Genomic DNA, 17,955 nt, shown 5'->3' on the forward strand with positions numbered 1-17,955 from the left:
CGAGAGGACAAGGGATGGACATGGTCTTGGAAGCAGACCGGCTCGGCAAGCGGTACGGCAGCACCTGGGCCCTGCGGGACTGCTCGCTGCATCTGCCGGCCGGCCGGATCGCCGCGCTGGTCGGGCCGAACGGCGCGGGTAAGAGCACGCTGTTACACCTGGCCGTCGGGCTGCTCAAGCCGGACGCCGGCACGGTCCGGGTGTTCGGCCGGTCCCCGTACGGCGACACGGAGGGCCTCGCCGACATCGGGTTCGTCGCCCAGGACACCCCGCTGTACCGGGACTTCACCGCCGCCGAACTGGTCATCGCCGGCGGCAAGTTGAACAGGCGGTGGGACGCCGCGTTGGCCCGCCAGCGGCTGGCGCAGCTCGGCATTCCACCGGACAAGCCGGTCGGCAAGCTCTCCGGCGGGCAACGGGCCCAGGTCGCGCTTGCCCTCGCGCTGGCCAAGCAGCCGCGGCTGCTGCTGCTCGACGAGCCGGTCGCCAGCCTCGACCCCCTGGCCCGACGGGAGTTCCTCCAGTCGTTGATGGGCAGCGTCGCGGAGTCCGGCACCACGGTCCTGCTCTCCTCGCACCTGCTGGCCGACCTGGAACGGGTCTGCGACTACCTGATCGTGTTGAACGCCTCCCAGGTGCAGCTCACCGGCGCGGTCGACGACCTGGTCGCCGGGCACCGCCAACTGGTCGGCCCTCGGCACGACGGCGGCGCTATCGGGGGCGTCGCCGCAGTGGTCCGGGCCAGCCACACCGACCGGCAGTCCACCCTGCTGGTCCGCACCGACGGGCCGGTCACCGATCCGGCCTGGACGGTCCGCGAGGTGAGCCTCGAGGACGTCGTGTTGGCCTACCTGGCCGACGGCACCACGCAGACCAGTCACAGCGAGTGGGGGGTAGCAGCATGATCTGGTTGACCTGGCGGCAACACCGCAAGCAGGCGTTCTACACCCTGTTGGGGCTCGCGGCGCTGGCCGCCCTGCTGGTGCCGATCGGCCTGTCGATGCGGCACACCTTCTCCGACCTCGGGCTGGCGGACTGCGCACGCCAACTCGCGGACACCAACGTGGCGGCGGCGACCCGGGACGCGTGCGATGCGGGCTTCCGCCGCTTCGGCAACCAGTACAGCAGCCTGAACCTGGTGGCCGTACTGCTGATCACCCTGCCGGCGCTGGTCGGCCTGTTCTGGGGCGCACCGCTGGTCGCCCGCGAGGTGGAGCACGGCACGCACCGGTTCGTCTGGACCCAGGGCGTCGGCCGGACCCGCTGGGCCCTGGTGAAGTTCGGGCTGGTGGGCGCGGCCGTCGTGATCCTCGCGGCGGTCTACGGGCTGGGCATGTCGTGGTGGGTCGACCCGCTCACCCAGGCCGCGCACGAGGGCCGGCTCGGCATGATCGTCTTCGACCTTCAGGGCATCGCCCCGATCGGCTACACCCTCTTCGCTGTCGCGCTCGGCGTCTTCGCCGGCACCGTCTGGAAGCGGATGCTGCCGGCCATGGGCATCACCCTCGCCGGGTTCATCGGCGTACGGGCGGCGGTGGAGATCCTGGCCCGACCGCACTACCAGCCGGCCCGCACCCAGACCTTCCCAATCGAGGGGGAAGGGCCACCGGAGATCAGCCGGGGAGACTGGATCCTCACCCAGGGCGTCAAGAACCCCGACGGCACGATGATCGCGGAGGACACCCGGATTCAGTGCCCACCGGGCGGGAAGGGGCCGGACGGTCGGGTCTGCGGCGCCGAGTTGGGCCTCGAACCGGGCGCGTACAACTGGCAGTTGTACCAGCCCGCGGATCGGTTCTGGCTTTTCCAGAGCATCGAGACGGGCATCTTCGTCGCCCTCGCCGTGCTCCTGCTCTACCTCGCGGTGCGCCGGATCCGCCGGATCGCCTAGCTGGCTGACGGGTGCTCGTCGAGGAGCGGGGGCCTCGGCGATCACCCGTCAGCGCAGACCCTCGACGGTCAACGACAGCCCAACCGCGACCACCGACAGGACGCTGACCAGCACAGTCGGATTCCAGCCCGTCGCCAACGCGACTCAACGCATCTGCCCGATCACGATAAGTGCTCCGATGTGGACCGCAGGGCTCGCGCCCGGCGGGCCGTAGCGATGGGAGCATGCGTGAAGTCCAAGATTCTCCGTTGGGCCGCCGCGTCGGCGGTAGCGCTCGCCTGCGCCATGGTGGGCGCGGTGGCGTTGCCGGCCACCCCGGCGACCGCCAGCCCGATCCGCAACGCGACCGCCTGGTCGGTGCTGCTGTGCAAGTTCAGCGACAAGCCAGCCGAGCCGCAACCGCCGTCACACTTCGCCAACTTCCTCACGGCGGCCGGGGTCGGCACCGGCGGGGTGGCGGACTACCTCGCCGACCAGTCCGGTGGGCGGGTGTCGCTGGCCGGCTCGGTGGTGCGGGGCTGGTACACGATGCCGTACACGTTGGCGCAGTTCCAGCCGATCGACAGGTGGACCCGGACCCAGCGTTGCGTGGAGACCGCGGCGGCGGCCGGCTACGCGGTGCCCGCCGGCAACCGGATCGCGGTCATGCTCAACGACTGGGTGGATTCCGGCGCGGCGGGCGGCCGGGTGCTGCTCGACCCGGGCGCCTGGAACGTCGGCTTCGCCGCGCACGAGATGTTGCACGGCTACAACCTGGGCCACTCGTTCTCCAACGACACCACGTACCAGAACGCGCCGTGGTCCCAGCCGGGCGAGTACGACGACCCGTGGGACGAGATGAGCGCCATGCACATCCACGCGTTCACCACCGCGAACTACGGCACCAGCGCCGTCGGGCTGAACGGGCCGCACCGCGACGAGCTGGGCTGGCTGCCGAAGAACCGGGTGTTCACCATGGCCGCCGACGGGGTCGGCTCGCGCACCCTCACCCTGGCCCCGTTGGAGGTGCCCGCGGCGAGTGGCCCGCAGTTGGTCCGGATTCCCTTCGACCCGGCCGACCTGTTCCACTACTACACGGTCGAGTTCCGCCGGAAGACCGGATGGAGCGCGGGCATCCCGGCCGACACGGTGCTGCTGCACGAGGTCCGCAACGGCACTCCCACCCTGCTGCGCACCGGCCCCGGCGGCGGGCCGGCGCAGTCGCTCAACGCCAACGGCGTGCAGATCGGCGTGAACTGGCTCTCCGGCAACAACGCCTCGGTGACGGTGACCACCGACGTGGTCAACCGCTGCCTCCAGGGGTACGTCTGGCGTGAGGCCCGCGCCGGCGACCTGGTCTGCGTCACCGGGGCCACCCGTAGCCAGGTGTGGGCGGACAACGCCGCCGCGGGGAGCCGCTGGGTGAACGGCCCGTACGGCCCGCACACCTGCGTCGCCGGCTACGTGTGGCGCGAGGCGTACGCCGGGGACGACGTGTGCGTCACCGGGGCGCAGCGCAGCCAGGCCGCCGCCGACAACGCCGCCGCCGCGTCCCGGCGCAACCCGGCCCGCCTGGTGTACGGCCCGAACAGCTGCGTCGGCGGGTACGTCTGGCGCGACGCCGACCAGTCCGACTACGTCTGCGTCAGCGGCACGACCCGCTCCCAGGTGCTGGCGGACAACGCGGTGGCCGCGAGCCGCTGGGTCAGTGGCCCGTACGGCCCGCACACCTGCGTCGCCGGCTACGTGTGGCGCGAGGCGTTCCTCGGCGACGACGTCTGCGTCACCGGGGCGCAGCGCAGCCAGGCCGCCGCCGACAACGCCGCGGGACCGGGCCGGGTGCTCCGGCCTGGAGGCTGACCGACGGCGAACCCGACCGGGCGGGACGACCTCGCCCGGTCGGCCCGGCGGCGGGCGGAGTTCGAGCACCGGCAGGGTGATCGGGAGTCGCCGCTAGCCGGGCTCGGTGGTCCCGACCTGGCCCGCGACGCCGACGTTCAGCGGGTCGGCCAGCAGTTTGTCGAACGCCAACTCGGCGGCACCGATCAGGACCGCGTCGCGGCCGAGTGCCGCCGCGCGCAGCCGCAGGTGCTCGCGGGAGGCGGGCAGTGGCATGGTGTCCAGCCGGTCCCGGACCACGTCCGCCCCGGCGGTGAAGATGTCGCGCAGCGAGCCACCGAAGACCACGGCGTCCGGGTTGACCACGTTGACCAGGTTCGCCACGCCGAAGCCGAGCCAGTCCGCCACCTGCTCGACCGCCGCACGGGCGGTCCGGTCGCCGTCCGCGGCGGCGCGCAGCACCTCGGCCACCGCCGCGCGGTCGCTCGGGTCACGGCCGGCGTGCCGCAACAGCGCGGCTTCGGAGATCTCGGTCTCCCAGCAGCCGCGTGACCCGCAGCCGCAGGGCAGGCCGTTGGGGTTGACGACCATGTGGCCGACCTTGCCGCTGTGACCCCGGTGGCCGATCACCAGTCGTCCACCGACGATGATGCCGGCGCTGATGCCCAGGTCGCCGTGCAGGTAGATGACGTCGTCGATGCCTGCCGCGACGCCCCGGACGTGCTCGGCCAGGCCGGCGATGTCCGCCAGGTCACCGGCCACGAACCCCGGGCCGGAGCTGAACTCCGCCTCCAGCGCGGCGCCGAGCGTCTCGTCGATGCTGGCGATCCGGATCCTGCCGTCCGGGTCGCGGGTGGTGTCGGTGACCGCGGCGGCGCCGCCGACCAGCAGCGCGTCGCCGGCCACGGACCGTTCCATGTCGCGGACCAGGTCGGCGAGGGGCCCGACGGCGTCGATCGCGGACATGCCGCTGGGTCGGGGGATCTCCCGCAGATCGAGGATCTGCCCGCCGAGGCCGACCCGGGCGGCACGCAGCCGGTCCGCGTCGATGCTCAGCGCGTGTGCGTAGACCCGGTCGGAGCGGGGACTGACCACCAGTGAGGGTCGGCCGGCGCGACGGGCGGTGGTCGGTGCCTCCTCGCTGACCAGGCCGCTGGTGACCAGGTCGGCCGCCAGGGCGCCGATGGTGCTTCGGTTCAGACCGAGCCGGCTGGTCAGTTCGGCCCGGGACGTCGGTCCGTGCAGGTGGACGTAGCGCAGCACAGCGCCGAGGTTCTGCCGCCGGATCTCCTCCTGGCTGGCGCCGGGGACCGACGGCAGCGGGGACTCGGCGTTGCGGCCGACGCCGGCTGGTCTGGACCGTACTGGTGTCGCCACGGTCAGACCTCCTTCCGGGTCGATGCCGGTTGGTGCGGGGGTGCAGGGACGACGATGGGTCCCGGTAGAGGAGACCCGGGACCCATCGGCGTAACTACCTACCGTGCGGTGATTACTTGGTGAGCGGCGCGAGCTTCGGGTCGTTGGCGTACGCCTCAGCCGCGTTCGCCTTGGTGACGGCGACCGGCGGGAGCAGGTACGTGTCGACGACCTTGCTGCCGTTGTTGTAGGACTTGGTGTCGTTCACCTGCGGCTTGTCGCCGGCCTGGAGAGCCTTGACCATGTTGATGGTCTCCTTCACCAGGTTGCGGGTGTCCTTGTTGATCGTCATGTACTGCTCGCCAGCGACGATCGACTTGACCGACTCAACCTCGGAGTCCTGACCGGTGACGATCGGGGTCGGCTTGCCAGCACCCTTGACCGAGGTCAGGATGGCGCGGGCCAGCGTGTCGTTCGGGGAGAGGACGCCGTCCAGCTCCTTGCTGCCGTAGGTCGAGGTCAGCAGCTGGTCCATGCGGGCCTGCGCACCCTCGGCCTTCCAGCCCTGGATGGCGGTCTGCTTGACGTCCTTCTGACCCGAGGCGACGACGACGGTGCCCTTGTCGATCTCCGGCTTGAGCACGCTCATCGCGCCGTCGAAGAAGACACCGGCGTTGTTGTCGTCCGGCGAGCCGGAGAACAGCTCGATGTTGTACGGGCCGTTCGGCTTCTTGGCCTTCATGCCGTCCAGCAGGGCCTGGCCCTGGAGCTGGCCGACCTTGAAGTTGTCGAACGCGACGTAGTAGTCGAGATCCGGCGTGTTCTTGATCAGACGGTCGTACGCGATCACCTTTGCACCGGCGGCGTGCGCCGCGGCGACCTGGGTCGACAGCTGCGCGGCGTCGGTCGCGCCGATGACGATGACCTTGGCGCCCTTGGTGGTCATGGCGGTGATCTGGGCCTGCTGGTCGGCGACCGTGGTCGACGCGCCGGCGTACTGCACGTCAGCCTGGAAACCGGCCTCCTTGAGGCCGTTGCTGAACAGGTCACCGGCGAGGACCCAGTTCTCCGAGGTCTTGGCCGGGAGGGCCACGCCGATCAGGGAGTTCGCCGCGAAGCCCTTGGCGGCCTCGCCGCCGGAGTCGCTGTCGCCGTCGCGGCCGGAACCGCAGCCGGCGAGGGCCAGCATGGCGGCGGCGCTGATGGCCACCACCGACGTGCCGAAGAATTTACGCATGGTGAGGACTTGCCTTTCTTGGTGTGAGACGGGTGGAGAGGTCGGTGGCCGTCAGCCGGACACCGCTGCCTTGGCGGGCTCGCGCTCCGCGTCCGGCGGTGAGGCGGGTGGGGCGGAGTCCTCGCGGCGGAACGGCCGCATCAGGCTTCCGATGATGGAGAAACGCCCCTGGCTCTTGTTGTAGACGTCGATCGCGACGGCCAGCAACAGGACCAGACCCTTGATGATCTGGACGCGGTCGGTGCCGACGCCCATCAGCTGCAGGCCGTTGTTGAGCACGGCCATGACGAGACCACCGACGATGGAGCCGCTGATGGTGCCGATACCGCCGGCGACGGCCGCGCCACCGATGAAGACCGCGGCGATGGCGTCCAGCTCCCAGCCGTTGCCGTCCTGCGGTCCGGAGGCCGCCGAACGGGCCACGAAGATCATGCCGGCCAGTGCGGCCAGGACGGACATGTTCATCATGACGAAGAAGTTGACCCGCTTGAGCTTCACGCCGGACAGCTCGGCCGCCCGGGAGTTGCCGCCCACCGCGTAGATGTGCCGGCCACCGGCCGTGTTGCGGGTGTAGAAGGAGTACGCGATGACCAGGACCAGCAGGATGATGCCGGAGATCGGGAAGCTGGTGCCGACGCGACCGCTGGCGAAGCGCAGCGCCGCGAAGGCGATCACGCCGACCATGATGGCCATCCGCAGGACCGAGATCCACATGGGCGCCGGGTCGGCGTCCATGGCCCGACGGGTCTTACGGGCCTGGATCTCACGCCAGACCACGGCGACCGCCGCGGCCAGGCCGAGCAGCAGCGTGGCGTTGTTGTAGCCAGTGTTCGGCCCGAACTCGGGCAGGAAGCCAGAGCCGATCTCCCGGAAGCCCTCCGGCACCGGGATGCTCTGCGCGTTGCCGATGAACTGGTTGCCGCCCCGGAAGAGCAGCATGCCCGCCAGGGTGACGATGAACGCCGGCACCCCGATGTAGGCCACCCAGAAGCCCTGCCAGGCGCCGATCGCCGCGCCGATGGCGAGGCCGAACACGATGGCAGCGGGCCAGGGAAGGTCCCACTCGGTCATCGACTTGGCGACCAGGATGCCGGCGAAGGCGGCGACCGAGCCGACCGAGAGGTCGATGTGCCCGGCCACGATCACCATGAGCATGCCGATTGCCAGAATCAGAATGTACGAGTTCTGCTGGAACAGCGCGATCAGGTTGTCCGACCGCAGGGTGAGGCCATCGGTCAGGATCTGGAACAGGACGACGATCGCCACCAGGGTGAAGATCATCCCGAACTGGCGAGCGTTGGAGGTGGTGCCTCCGAAGAGGTTCTTCTGAAGGTCCTTCAATCGGCTCATCGTGTCAGCATCTTCTTCGTCGAGGTCATCTGCTTCATGAGGTTTTCCGGGGTGGCGTCCGCCCGGGCGATCTCGCCCGTGATGGCGCCTTCGAACACTGTGTAGATGCGGTCGCAGAGCCCGATCAGCTCAGGCAGCTCCGAGGAGATGACGACGACGCCCTTCCCCTGGTCGGCGAGCCGCTGGATGATGCCGTAGATCTCGTACTTGGCACCCACGTCGATGCCGCGCGTCGGCTCGTCGAGGATCAGCAGGTCCGGGTCGGTGAACATCCACTTGGCCAGGACGACCTTCTGCTGGTTGCCGCCGGAGAGCTTGGAGACGCTCTCGTCGACCGTCGGGGCCTTGGTCCGCAACTCCTTGCGGTACGCCTCAGCCGCCTGGTATTCCTCGACCTCGTCCAGGACGCCGTGGTGCGAGATCTTGGACAGCTTGGCGGCCACCGTCGACGTCTTGATGTCGTCGAGCAGGTTGAGGCCGATCGCCTTGCGGTCCTCGCTGACGTACGCGAGCCCGTTGTCGATGGCATCCGCCACCGACTTCAGGACGATCTCCTTGCCGTCCTTGATGATCGTGCCCGACTCGTACACCCCGTAGGAGCGGCCGAAGACACTCATCGCGAGTTCCGTGCGGCCCGCGCCCATGAGACCGGCGAAGCCGACGATCTCGCCGCGGCGCACCACGAAGCTCTCGTTCTTGCAGACCTGCCGCTCGGCGGAGATCGGGTGCCGGACGTTCCAGTTGCGGACCTCGAAGAAGACCTCGCCGATCTTCGGCGTGTGGTCCGGGAACCGGCTGCTCAGCTCGCGACCGACCATGCCCCGCACGATCCGGTCCTCGTCGACCCCGTCCGCCTTGACGTCGAGGGTCTCCACGGTCCGGCCGTCGCGCAGGATGGTGATCTGGTCGGCGATCGCCTCGATCTCGTTCAGCTTGTGCGAGATCATGATCGAGGTGATGCCGCGAGAGCGGAAACCACGCAGCAGGTCCAGCAGGTGCCGGGAGTCGGCCTCGTTGAGAGCCGCCGTGGGCTCGTCGAGGATGAGCAGCTTCACGTCCTTGGCGAACGCCTTGGCGATCTCGACGAGCTGCTGCTTGCCGACCCCGATGTCCTTGATCAGGGTGTCCGGGTCCTCTTCCAGACCGACCCGGGCCATCAGGTCCAGCGCCATCCGGTTCGCGGCCTTCCAGTCGATGGCGCCCCGCTTGCGCGGTTCGTTGCCGAGGAAGATGTTCTCGGCGATCGACATCCCTGGAATGAGCGCGAGCTCCTGGTGGATGATCACGATGCCGGCGTTCTCACTGGCCCGGATGTTGGAGAACTTGCTCTCCGACCCCTGGTAAATGATCTTGCCGTCGTAGGTGCCGTGCGGGTACACCCCGCTGAGCACCTTCATCAGGGTGGACTTGCCCGCGCCGTTCTCGCCGCAGATGGCATGGATCTCGCCGGCGCGAACCACCAGGTTGACGTCGGAGAGGGCCTTGACTCCGGGAAACTCCTTGGTGATGGAGCGCATCTCAAGGAGGATGGGCACGTCGCTCATCGCTCGTACCACCTCGCCAACGTCATCGGTTGCCTCCGGAAGGTTGAACCTTCACTTGGTTTTGTTGTTGACGGCAACGTATTGCGGGCGGAGGGCCATCCGCAAGGCGAGGGGCTGTTGAAAAAGTAACAATCCGGCAATATAGATGTGGCAGAGTGTTCGCCTGCCACATCGGCCACCGCAGCCCCTCCCGGCGCCTCCGTCCGGCCACAGCGCCGACGCCGACCTGCGACAACGCCCCGATCGACCCCCGCCGCTACCCGCAGCTTTCCCACCAGGCAAGACACTGCGGGGAGGGCGCGGCCGGCGGCTTGGCGCACAGACCGGCCCATCGAACGATGGTGATCGGGCACCGGCCCAGCGTCGTACGCGAGCCGCCGACACGAACCTCGGGCTGGTGGTGTGACCCACGCCTCTACCGGTCGGATGCATCGGCCGTCGTCAGCTCGCAGGGGTGGGCACCGGACGCCAGGTCAGTGCCCCGGCGTCCCTTACGCGCAGTTCGTGGCGGCACGCCGCGACGGGCAGGCCGGTCGGCGGAGGGTGCAGCACCGCCTTGATCACGGCGGACCGCGACGGGCAGGCCGGTCAGCTGGGGTGCAGCACCGCCTTGATCACGCCGTGCTCCCGCCGGTCGAAGTGGCGATACAGCTCGGGGGCGTCGGCCAGGGTGCCGTGGTGGGTGACGATCATGCTGGGCCGCGCTCGGCCCGCGACCACCAGGTCCCGCAGCAGGACGGTGTAGCGCCGGTCGTGGGTGCGACCGAACCGGACCGCGACCCCCTTGCTGAACAGCGCTCCCCACGGCGCGACGAGGTTCTCGTGGCCGTCCGCGCCGGGGCCGGGGTGTGGGTCCCGGTCCGGGAAAACGCCGGCGACCGCGATCGCGCCAGCGACGTTGACCAGCCGGGCCGCGTCGGCGATGACCTGGTTCGGACGCTCGCGGTCGGGGTGCTCCCGGTCGCGGGCCTGGAACCCGACCGCGTCGATGACCTTGTCGACTCCGCCCAGTTTCTCCTCGCCGAGCGGCAGCCCGGTCCGGGCCCGGTCGGCGCGGATCTGCTCGACCGGGTCGCCCCGGCGGAAGTCGATCGGCACGGCGCCGATCTCGCCGGCCTTGTCGAGTCGGGCGTCGACACCGTCGACGGAGTACACCACCCGGGCACCTCGCAGCAGCGCCGAGTAGGCGCCGAGCAGACCGACGGTGCCGGCGCCGAACACCGCCACGGTGTCACCGGGCTCGACCCCGGCGAGGGTGGCCGCGGCGTGCCACCCGGTGACGAACGCGTCGGCGAGCAGCACGAAGTCGTCCTCGTACGCGTCCCCTGGCTCACCGGGCAGGGGTACGCAGTTGGCGTCGGCCCACGGCACCCGCAGCAGGTCGGCCTGCGCACCCCGGTACGGACCCATCCCCGCGTACCCGTACGCCGCGCCCGGCCCCTCGGCCCGGGCCCGCAGACAGGCCGCCGAGAGCCCGCGAGCACACATCACACACGTCCCGCAGAACAGGTGCGTGGGGACCACCACCCGCGTGCCCGGCCGGACGGTCTGCACCGCGGCGCCCACCTCCTGCACCACACCCAGCGGTTCGTGACCGAGCACCAGGCCGGGTTCGGCGCTGGTTCGGCCGTCGTACATGTGCAGGTCGGTGCCGCACAGGGCGGTGGAGGTGATCCGCACGAGCGCGTCGGTCTCCGCCTCCACTGTCGCGTCGGGCACCTCCCGCACCGCGACCGTCCGGACGTCCGTGTAGACGACGGCTCTCATCCCGGCTCTCCTGTTCGGCGGTGGACGGCCGGTCTTCCCCCGACTGGGCCGTTCATGCCTGCCCGCGGCGGCCGGTGCTCCACCCGGCGCGCGAGGCGGTGGCCACATCGCTCACCTACCCCCGCGGGGTGTCGCACCGGCCGCCGCCGGACCCGGTCCGCACCACCGGTGCGGACGGCCCGCGGGTCAGTGACCGGCGTTCTGGCCCCCGTCGACGTGCAGGATCTCGCCGGTGACGAACGGTGCCGACTCGAGGTAGAGCACGGCGTCGACCACATCGCTGGTCTCGCCCATCCGGCCGACCGGGTGCAGGCCGGCGAGCGTCTCGTGCGTCTCGACCGGGTGCATCGGGGTCTTGATGATGCCGGGCGCGACGGCGTTGACGCGTACGCCCCGGGCCGCGTACTCGATGGCCAGGGACTTGGTGGCGGAGCTGAGACCACCCTTGGTCAGGGACGCGAGCGCCGACGGAACGTGCGAACTGGGCTGGTCGACGAAGCTGGTCGTGATGCTGACGATGTGCCCCGAACCCCCGGCCAGCAGGTGCGGCAGGACGCGTCGGGTGAGGTGGAAGAACCCGGCGAGGTTGACCTTGGTGACCAGGTCGAACTCCTCGTCGGTGTAGTCGGTGAACGGCTTGGCGACGAAGACGCCGGCGTTGTTCACCAGGGTGTCGATCCGCCCGAAGTGGTCCAGCGCGGCACGCACCACCCGCTCGGCGGTGTCGGCCTCGGCGATGTCACCCCGGACCGTGACGATCTCCGGGTCGTCGGACGCGCCGATCGACCGTGAGGTCGCCACGACGCCGTACCCGAGCTTGCGGTAGGCGTCCACGAGGTCGGCGCCGATGCCCTGGGAGGCCCCGGTGATCACGACGACCTTCTGTCCCTGACTGCTGTTCATGAGGAAGCCACTTCCACTAGACGACTGGTCTACTAAAAGCTAGCCGACCGGTCGTGTATCGTCGAGGCATGGGTCGGACCAGTGACGCGAAGAACAAGATCCTCGACGCGGCCGCCACGCTGATCGAGCAGCGCGGCTACACCGCGCTCGGCGTGGCCGAGATCTGCGCGGTGGCGGGCGTGCCGAAGGGCAGCTTCTACTACTTCTTCGAGTCCAAGCAGGCGCTCGCCCGCACCGTCATCGACGAGCACTGGGCCACCCAGCGCCGCCAGTGGGAGCAGCTGCTCGGCAGCGAGCGCGACCCGCTCCAGCGGCTCCGGGACCTGTTCGAGGCCACCGAGGAAGTCCAGCGCGTCGGCCAGCAGAAAGTTGGCGTGGTCGCGGGCTGCCTGTTCGGCAACCTCGCCCTCGAACTCAGCAACCAGGCCGAGGAGATCCGCAGTCGGCTCCAGGAGATCTTCGAGGAGCAGATCAGCCTCATCGAGCAGGTCGTCGTCGAGGCGAAGGAGCGCGGCCTGGCGGGCCCGGCGGTCGACAGCCGGGAGGCCGCCCGATCGATCGTCGCCCAGATCGAGGGTCGGGTCCTGCTCGCGAAGTTGCTCAACGACCCGACCCAGCTGGAGACGCTGTGGCGCAACTGCCTGGACCTCCTCCAGGTGCCGGCACAGGCGCGGACCACCACCGGCTGAACGGACGACGGTCGCTGACCGTCCACTGCGGGCAGACTGCGCGGTCGCTCAGTAGCATCGGCGGGGCACGATATTCAGGCGGACCACTCCCGACCGGATCGAGCACTCGACATGACGACCGAGCAGACCACGTCTCCCCCGCGTACCGGTGTCGGCATCGCCGCTCAGGGGCTGGGCCAGAGCGTCCGGAACGGTCGCCAGATCCTGGCCGACATCTCGCTGAGCGTCGCGCCGGGCGAGCTGGTCGCGATCATCGGTGCCAGCGGCGCCGGTAAGACCACCCTGCTGGAGCTTCTCGCCGGGGTGCAGCAACCGGCGGTGGGCACCGTGACGTACGACGGCGCCGCCGCGGCCGGCACCATCGGCGTCGTTCCGCAGGACGACATCATCCACCGCGAGCTGCCCCTGGCCCGCACCCTGCGGTACGCCGCCCGACTGCGCCTGCCCTCCACCACCGGGCCGGCCGAGATCGGTGACCGGGTCGCCGAGGTGCTCGCCGAGCTGCGACTGACCGACCGGGCCGCCACGCCGGTCGGCCTGCTCAGCGGCGGTGAACGCAAACGCGCCAGCATCGCCGTCGAGCTGCTCACCCGACCCGGCGTGTTCTTCCTGGACGAGCCCACCTCCGGGTTGGACCCGGCGATCGCCGTGGAGCTGCTCCGGGTGCTCCGCGCGCTCGCCGACACGGGCGCCACCGTCGTGCTGACCACCCACCAGGTCACCGACGTGGACCACTGCGACCGGGTCGTCGTGCTGACCCGTCAGGGTCGTCTGGCGTTCACCGGCACCCCGGCCGCCGCCCGCGAGTTCTTCAGCCTGCGGTCCCTCGTCGAGGTGCACCTCCGGCTCGACGAGGCGGCACAACCCGGCGAGTGGCCCGATCGCTTCGCCGAACAGCGAGCGGCCGAGCAGTCGCCTCGTACCTTTGACGACGGTGAGGTCGCCGCGACGCCGCCCCGGCGCGTCGGCCGGCTGCGCCAGTGGGCGGTCCTCACCGCGCGCAACGCGGAGATCGTCGTCCGCAACCGGCTGACCCTGGCGATCCTGCTCGGCTCGCCGCTGATGGTGCTCGGCATGTTCGCGCTGCTGTTCCGTCCCGGGGCGTTCGAGCCGACCAGACCCAGCCCGACGGTGACCGTGATGATCCTGTTCTGGATCGCGTTCGGCGGCTTCTTCTTCGGGCTGACCTACGGTCTCCTCCAGATCTGCACCGAGCTGCCGATCCTGCGCCGGGAGCGGCTGGCCGGTGTCCGGCTGCTCCCGTACCTGTTGGCGAAGGTCGCGGTGCTGCTGCCGCTGCTGGCCCTGGTGGACCTGGCCCTGCTCGGGGTGCTGCGCGGCATGGACCGGCTGCCGCCGGTCGGCGGCGCCGACTTCGCCGCCCTGTACGCGACCCTGCTGCTCTCCTCGGCGGCGGCGCTCGCCCTCGGTCTGCTCTGCTCGGCGGCCGTGTCCGACGCGGCCCAGGCGACGCTCATGCTGCCGATGCTCTGCTTCCCGCAGGTGCTGTTCGTCGGCGCGATCCTGCCGGTGCCGGCCATGGCGGCCGGCGGGCAGTGGCTCAGCTACGCGATGTCGAACCGGTGGGCGTTCGAGGGTTTGGGGCACACCGCCGGGGTGGAGCGGCTCTGGCGCGACGGCGGCTCCCCGCTCGGCCCGCCGCTGCTGGCCACGTACGGCGACAGCTTCTCCCGGCCGGTGTGGGTCGACTGGCTGGTGCTCGGCGGTTTCGTGCTGCTCTTCCTGGGCGCGGCCTGGGTGGTCCTGCTCCGACGGGATCCCCGTCGTGCGTCCTGACCCGACGCCGCACGCCTCGCCCACGGCGCTGCCGGGATACGCCGCCACCGGCCGGATCGACGAGCTGCGCGCCACCGAGTACCGACACCTGGACACCGACGGGCAGGTGTACCTCGACTACGCCGGCGCCGGGGTGGCGGCCCGGGCCCAGGTTCGCGCCCACCACGACCGGCTGCTCGCCGGCCTGTACAGCAACCCCCACTCGGAGAACCCCACGAGCGTGGCGGCCGGCTCGCTGGTGGAGTCGGCGCGACGCGCGGTGCTCGACTTCTTCCGCGCCGACCCGGCCGAGTACGCGGTCGTCTTCACTCCAAACGCCAGCGGCGCCTCTCGGCTGGTCGGCGAGGCGTACGACTTCGGCCGGGCCGCGCCGCTGGTGCTGACCTGGGACAACCACAACTCGGTCAACGGCATCCGCGAGTACGCCCGCTCGGCCCGCGCGTCCGTGCGTTACGTGCCGCTCAGCGGACCGGAGCTGCGGGTCGCCGAGTCGGATCTGGTGGCGGCGCTCGACGCCGGCCGGGGCAGTCTGGCCCGACGGTGGGGTCGGCCCGGTCGCCGTGGGCTGTTCGCCTTTCCGGCGCAGAGCAACTTCTCCGGGGTGCAGCACCCGCTGGGCTGGGTGGAGCTGGCCCACCAGAGGGGCTACGACGTGCTGCTCGACGCTGCCGCCTTCGCGCCGACGAACCGACTGGACCTCAGCGTCGTCCGGCCGGATTTCGTGTGCCTGAGCTGGTACAAGCTCTTCGGCTACCCCACCGGGGTCGGCGCGCTGCTGACCCGCCGTACGGCGCTGGCCCGGCTGCGCCGTCCGTGGTTCGCCGGCGGCACCATCCGCGCGGTAAGCGTGCAGGGCGACTGGCACCGGCCGATGGACGACGAGTCGGCGTTCGAGGACGGCACGCTCAACTTCCTGAGCATCCCGGACGTGGAGTTCGGGTTGCGCTGGCTCGACTCGATCGGCGTGGACCTCGTCCACGCCCGGGTCAGCCTGCTCACCGAGTGGCTGCTGGCGCGGCTGGCCACCCTGCGGCACGACACCGGCGGGCCGCTGGTCCAGGTGTACGGGCCGACCACGGGTGCGGGGCGCGGTGGGACGGTGACGTTCAACCTCCGCCAGCCGGACGGCACGCTTGTCGACGAGCGGCTCGTCGCACGGGAGGCGGCCGCCGCGGGCTTCTCCCTGCGTACCGGCTGTTTCTGCAATCCGGGCGCGGGCGAGGGCGCGTTCGGCATCAGCCGGAGGTCGACGCGGCAGCGGCTGTTGGCCGGGGTCGACACGATCGACCAGTACCTCACCGCGCTGCGTCTGCCGACGGGCGGCGCGGTCCGGGTCTCGTTCGGATTGGCCTCCACGGCGACCGACGCGGAGCGCTTCGTCGACTTCGCCCAGTCGACCTACCTCAATCGGGAGGTCGGTACCGAGTCACCGCTGCCACCTCGGCTGCGCTGCTGACCTGCCCGACCGCGCCGACTAGCTGACCTGGGCCACCGGCGCCGGGCGGTGCTTGATCTCCTCCATGAACGGGAACCGGGCGGTCAGCTCGGCGAAGGTCAGGCCGGCCCGCCAGGCCGCGGCCACCTGGGCGACCTGCGCCAGGTCCATGACGTCACCGCGCGCGAGAACCTCGCCCGAGACGCGCAGGTCAATCATGAAGTATCGGGCCTGCGATCCCAGCCCGACGCAGACCACACCCTCGTCGGAGTGCAGCTCGGCGCAGGTGAACCGGGCCCGCCCCTGCTCTGGCGCGGTCACCCGGCCGACATCGAGCCCGTGCCGGGCAGCGGTTTCGATGAGCGCGGGGGCCAGACCACCCCGCTCGACCAGATCCGGGTAGAGGCGCACACCCAGCGCCGTCGACGCCTCGCTCATGACTGACTCCCACTTCCTTGTGACAGAGACCAGCAGCGCGCAGGTTACGGGAACGTTTCCGGCACGCCTCGTCATCCTGTCCCGCGTGGACGCCCCACGGCAATAGGAAGGGTCGATTCGACCGCTATCGAGTAACCCTCGGCCGGCGCCGAACTCCTTCGACAAGTCGGCGCCGTCCATCTCGGAGACATCGATCAATCGCTCGGTGACGACCGGGGTCGGCACTTCACCGCTCACTGGTCAGCATCGGGCGGTAACGGACGGTCGTGATATTGGAAACACTCTTGACAGAAAGTCATGATATCGACATGCTTCGCTTTAGAGAGCGCTCTCTATCCCCGTAAACCGCCTCCACCACCCCCAAGCTGAGGAGCCTCCCGTGTTCACAGCCCGGCCCAGCCTCCGCTTCCGCCCCCTCGTACTCCTGGCGGTCGCCCTCGTCGCGACCGCGACGGCGCTCGTCGTCCCGGCGTATCCCGACCGGGCCGAGGCCGCCATCGGCCCCATCAGTTGGCAGGACGAGTTCAACTCCCCCGCCGGCACGCCCGTCGACCAGAGCAAGTGGCGGTTCGACATCGGCGGTAGCGGCTGGGGCAACAACGAACGGCAGTACTACACGAACAGCACCAGCAACGCCGTCCACGACGGCCAGGGCAACCTGGTCATCACCGCCCGCCGGGACAACCCCGCCAACTACCAGTGCCACTACGGGCGCTGCGAGTACACCTCGGCGCGGCTGCTGACGGCGGCCACCTTCACCCAGACGTACGGGCGATTCGAGGCCCGGATCAAGATCCCGCGCGGTCAGGGCATCTGGCCGGCCTTCTGGATGCTCGGCACCGGCGGCGGGTGGCCCGACGCCGGCGAGATCGACGTCATGGAGAACATCGGCCGGGAGCCCAACACCGTCTACGGCACCGTGCACGGGCCCGGCTACTCCGGTGGCGGCGGCATCACGGGCAGCCGCACCCTCGGCGCGCCGCTCGCCGACACCTTCCACACCTTCCGGGTGGACTGGGAGCCGAACGTCATCACGTGGTACGTCGACGGGGTGCAGTACCACCGGGTCGATCCCGCTCGGCTCGGCGGCAACCGCTGGGTGTTCGACCACCCGTTCTTCATGATCCTCAACGTGGCGGTCGGTGGTAACTGGCCCGGCTACCCGGACGGCTCGACCCAGTTCCCGCAGCAGATGCTCGTCGACTACGTCCGGGTGTCCAGCTACACCTCGGGGGGTGGGGGCGAACCGACCCCCGGCACCAACCGGATCAGGGGCGCGCAGAGCGGTCGCTGCATCGACATCCCCGGCGCCAACCCGGTCGAGGGCGCCAAACTCCAGATCTGGGACTGCAACACCAGCGCGGCCCAGAGCTGGACCTTCGCCTCCGACGGGACCGTCCGCGCGATGGGCAAGTGCATGGACCCGGCCTGGGCCGGCACCGCCAACGGCACCGAGGTCAACCTGGTCAGTTGCAACGGCAACACCGCGCAACGCTTCACCCTCAACGCCGCCGGCGACCTAGTCAACCTCAACGCCAACAAGTGCGTGGACGTACGGGACGCCAACCCGAACAACGGCGGCAAGCTGCACCTGTGGGACTGCCTCGGCGCCGCCAACCAGAAGTGGTCTCGCATCTGACGACACGGGCACGAAGGCGTGGGCCGTCCGAGGACAACTCTGGCGGCCCACCGCCGCGTTCGCCTCCGCGGGCCGGATTGGCTCGATGGGC

The 17,955-nt window shown here is 70.3% G+C and carries 14 protein-coding genes; 7 read left to right on the plus strand and 7 right to left on the minus strand.

All coding sequences use genetic code 11. The features are described 5' to 3' along the window. Positions 1 to 14: 14 nt before the first annotated feature. The 3 genes from ACFYL6_RS30995 (at position 15) to ACFYL6_RS31005 (ending at position 3,730) form a co-directional block, all read left to right on the plus strand. Positions 15 to 905, plus strand: a complete 891-nt coding sequence (locus tag ACFYL6_RS30995; RefSeq protein ID WP_387176750.1) for an ABC transporter ATP-binding protein — start codon at positions 15 to 17, stop codon at positions 903 to 905. Further along, on the plus strand, positions 902 to 1,891 hold the full coding sequence (locus ACFYL6_RS31000) for an ABC transporter permease (protein ID WP_387176752.1): 990 nt from the start codon (positions 902 to 904) through the stop codon (positions 1,889 to 1,891). Before ACFYL6_RS30995 ends, ACFYL6_RS31000 begins: the two co-directional genes overlap by 4 nt. Before the next feature lie 228 nt (positions 1,892 to 2,119). After that, on the plus strand, positions 2,120 to 3,730 hold the full coding sequence (locus ACFYL6_RS31005; RefSeq protein ID WP_387176754.1) for a hypothetical protein: 1,611 nt from the start codon (positions 2,120 to 2,122) through the stop codon (positions 3,728 to 3,730). 93 nt (positions 3,731 to 3,823) lie between these two features. On the opposite strand, the gene ACFYL6_RS31010 is transcribed toward ACFYL6_RS31005, so the two are convergent. The 6 genes from ACFYL6_RS31010 to ACFYL6_RS31035 all read right to left on the minus strand — a co-directional run bounded on the left by ACFYL6_RS31010 (position 3,824) and on the right by ACFYL6_RS31035 (position 11,866). Next, a complete protein-coding gene (locus tag ACFYL6_RS31010) occupies positions 3,824 to 5,086 on the minus strand; it encodes an ROK family protein (RefSeq protein ID WP_387176756.1) in 1,263 nt (420 codons plus the stop codon). 112 nt (positions 5,087 to 5,198) lie between these two features. Then, positions 5,199 to 6,302 (minus strand): substrate-binding domain-containing protein, encoded by a 1,104-nt coding sequence (locus tag ACFYL6_RS31015; protein ID WP_387176758.1) that lies wholly within the window; start codon positions 6,300 to 6,302, stop codon positions 5,199 to 5,201. 51 nt (positions 6,303 to 6,353) lie between these two features. Beyond that, positions 6,354 to 7,652, minus strand: a complete 1,299-nt coding sequence (mmsB, locus tag ACFYL6_RS31020) for a multiple monosaccharide ABC transporter permease (protein WP_387176760.1) — start codon at positions 7,650 to 7,652, stop codon at positions 6,354 to 6,356. Continuing rightward, complete coding sequence (gene mmsA, locus ACFYL6_RS31025; protein ID WP_387176762.1) at positions 7,649 to 9,196, minus strand: multiple monosaccharide ABC transporter ATP-binding protein; 1,548 nt, start codon at positions 9,194 to 9,196, stop codon at positions 7,649 to 7,651. The genes mmsB and mmsA overlap by 4 nt, the downstream gene beginning before the upstream one ends. Before the next feature lie 588 nt (positions 9,197 to 9,784). Then, on the minus strand, positions 9,785 to 10,963 hold the full coding sequence (locus ACFYL6_RS31030) for a glutathione-independent formaldehyde dehydrogenase (RefSeq protein WP_387176763.1): 1,179 nt from the start codon (positions 10,961 to 10,963) through the stop codon (positions 9,785 to 9,787). A gap of 186 nt (positions 10,964 to 11,149) precedes the next feature. After that, positions 11,150 to 11,866, minus strand: coding sequence for an SDR family NAD(P)-dependent oxidoreductase (locus ACFYL6_RS31035; protein ID WP_387176764.1), 717 nt, complete (start codon positions 11,864 to 11,866; stop codon positions 11,150 to 11,152). A 68-nt stretch (positions 11,867 to 11,934) separates the two neighbouring features. Here ACFYL6_RS31035 and ACFYL6_RS31040 point away from each other — a divergent pair, with 68 nt between their 5' ends. The 3 genes from ACFYL6_RS31040 (at position 11,935) to ACFYL6_RS31050 (ending at position 15,808) form a co-directional block, all read left to right on the plus strand. Then, positions 11,935 to 12,555, plus strand: coding sequence for a TetR family transcriptional regulator C-terminal domain-containing protein (locus tag ACFYL6_RS31040; protein WP_387176765.1), 621 nt, complete (start codon positions 11,935 to 11,937; stop codon positions 12,553 to 12,555). A 111-nt stretch (positions 12,556 to 12,666) separates the two neighbouring features. Continuing rightward, on the plus strand, positions 12,667 to 14,352 hold the full coding sequence (locus ACFYL6_RS31045) for an ATP-binding cassette domain-containing protein (RefSeq protein ID WP_387176767.1): 1,686 nt from the start codon (positions 12,667 to 12,669) through the stop codon (positions 14,350 to 14,352). Beyond that, a complete protein-coding gene (locus tag ACFYL6_RS31050) occupies positions 14,342 to 15,808 on the plus strand; it encodes an aminotransferase class V-fold PLP-dependent enzyme (RefSeq protein WP_387176769.1) in 1,467 nt (488 codons plus the stop codon). The genes ACFYL6_RS31045 and ACFYL6_RS31050 overlap by 11 nt, the downstream gene beginning before the upstream one ends. 18 nt (positions 15,809 to 15,826) lie before the next feature. Here ACFYL6_RS31050 and ACFYL6_RS31055 read toward each other — a convergent pair whose 3' ends face one another. Next, the gene (locus tag ACFYL6_RS31055) at positions 15,827 to 16,225 is read right to left on the minus strand and encodes a hypothetical protein (RefSeq protein ID WP_387176771.1); all 399 of its coding nucleotides are present in this window, start codon (positions 16,223 to 16,225) and stop codon (positions 15,827 to 15,829) included. Between the two features lie 379 nt (positions 16,226 to 16,604). Between ACFYL6_RS31055 and ACFYL6_RS31060 the strand changes: the two genes are divergently transcribed. Further along, positions 16,605 to 17,864, plus strand: coding sequence for a family 16 glycosylhydrolase (locus ACFYL6_RS31060; RefSeq protein ID WP_387176772.1), 1,260 nt, complete (start codon positions 16,605 to 16,607; stop codon positions 17,862 to 17,864). Positions 17,865 to 17,955: the final 91 nt, after the last annotated feature.

This window comes from Micromonospora sp. NPDC007208 (assembly GCF_042869175.1).
Lineage (GTDB): Bacteria > Actinomycetota > Actinomycetes > Mycobacteriales > Micromonosporaceae > Micromonospora > Micromonospora foliorum.

Bases quoted from the DNA above. Each gene is read 5' to 3' on its own strand.
- ACFYL6_RS31030 (WP_387176763.1), bottom strand. From the start codon at position 10,963: ATGAGAGCCGTCGTCTACACGGACGTCCGGACGGTCGCGGTGCGGGAG.
- ACFYL6_RS31015 (WP_387176758.1), bottom strand. From the start codon at position 6,302: ATGCGTAAATTCTTCGGCACGTCGGTGGTGGCCATCAGCGCCGCCGCC.
- ACFYL6_RS31045 (WP_387176767.1), top strand. From the start codon at position 12,667: ATGACGACCGAGCAGACCACGTCTCCCCCGCGTACCGGTGTCGGCATC.
- ACFYL6_RS31055 (WP_387176771.1), bottom strand. From the start codon at position 16,225: ATGAGCGAGGCGTCGACGGCGCTGGGTGTGCGCCTCTACCCGGATCTG.
- ACFYL6_RS30995 (WP_387176750.1), top strand. From the start codon at position 15: ATGGACATGGTCTTGGAAGCAGACCGGCTCGGCAAGCGGTACGGCAGC.
- mmsB (WP_387176760.1), bottom strand. From the start codon at position 7,652: ATGAGCCGATTGAAGGACCTTCAGAAGAACCTCTTCGGAGGCACCACC.
- ACFYL6_RS31000 (WP_387176752.1), top strand. From the start codon at position 902: ATGATCTGGTTGACCTGGCGGCAACACCGCAAGCAGGCGTTCTACACC.
- ACFYL6_RS31040 (WP_387176765.1), top strand. From the start codon at position 11,935: ATGGGTCGGACCAGTGACGCGAAGAACAAGATCCTCGACGCGGCCGCC.
- ACFYL6_RS31035 (WP_387176764.1), bottom strand. From the start codon at position 11,866: ATGAACAGCAGTCAGGGACAGAAGGTCGTCGTGATCACCGGGGCCTCC.
- mmsA (WP_387176762.1), bottom strand. From the start codon at position 9,196: ATGAGCGACGTGCCCATCCTCCTTGAGATGCGCTCCATCACCAAGGAG.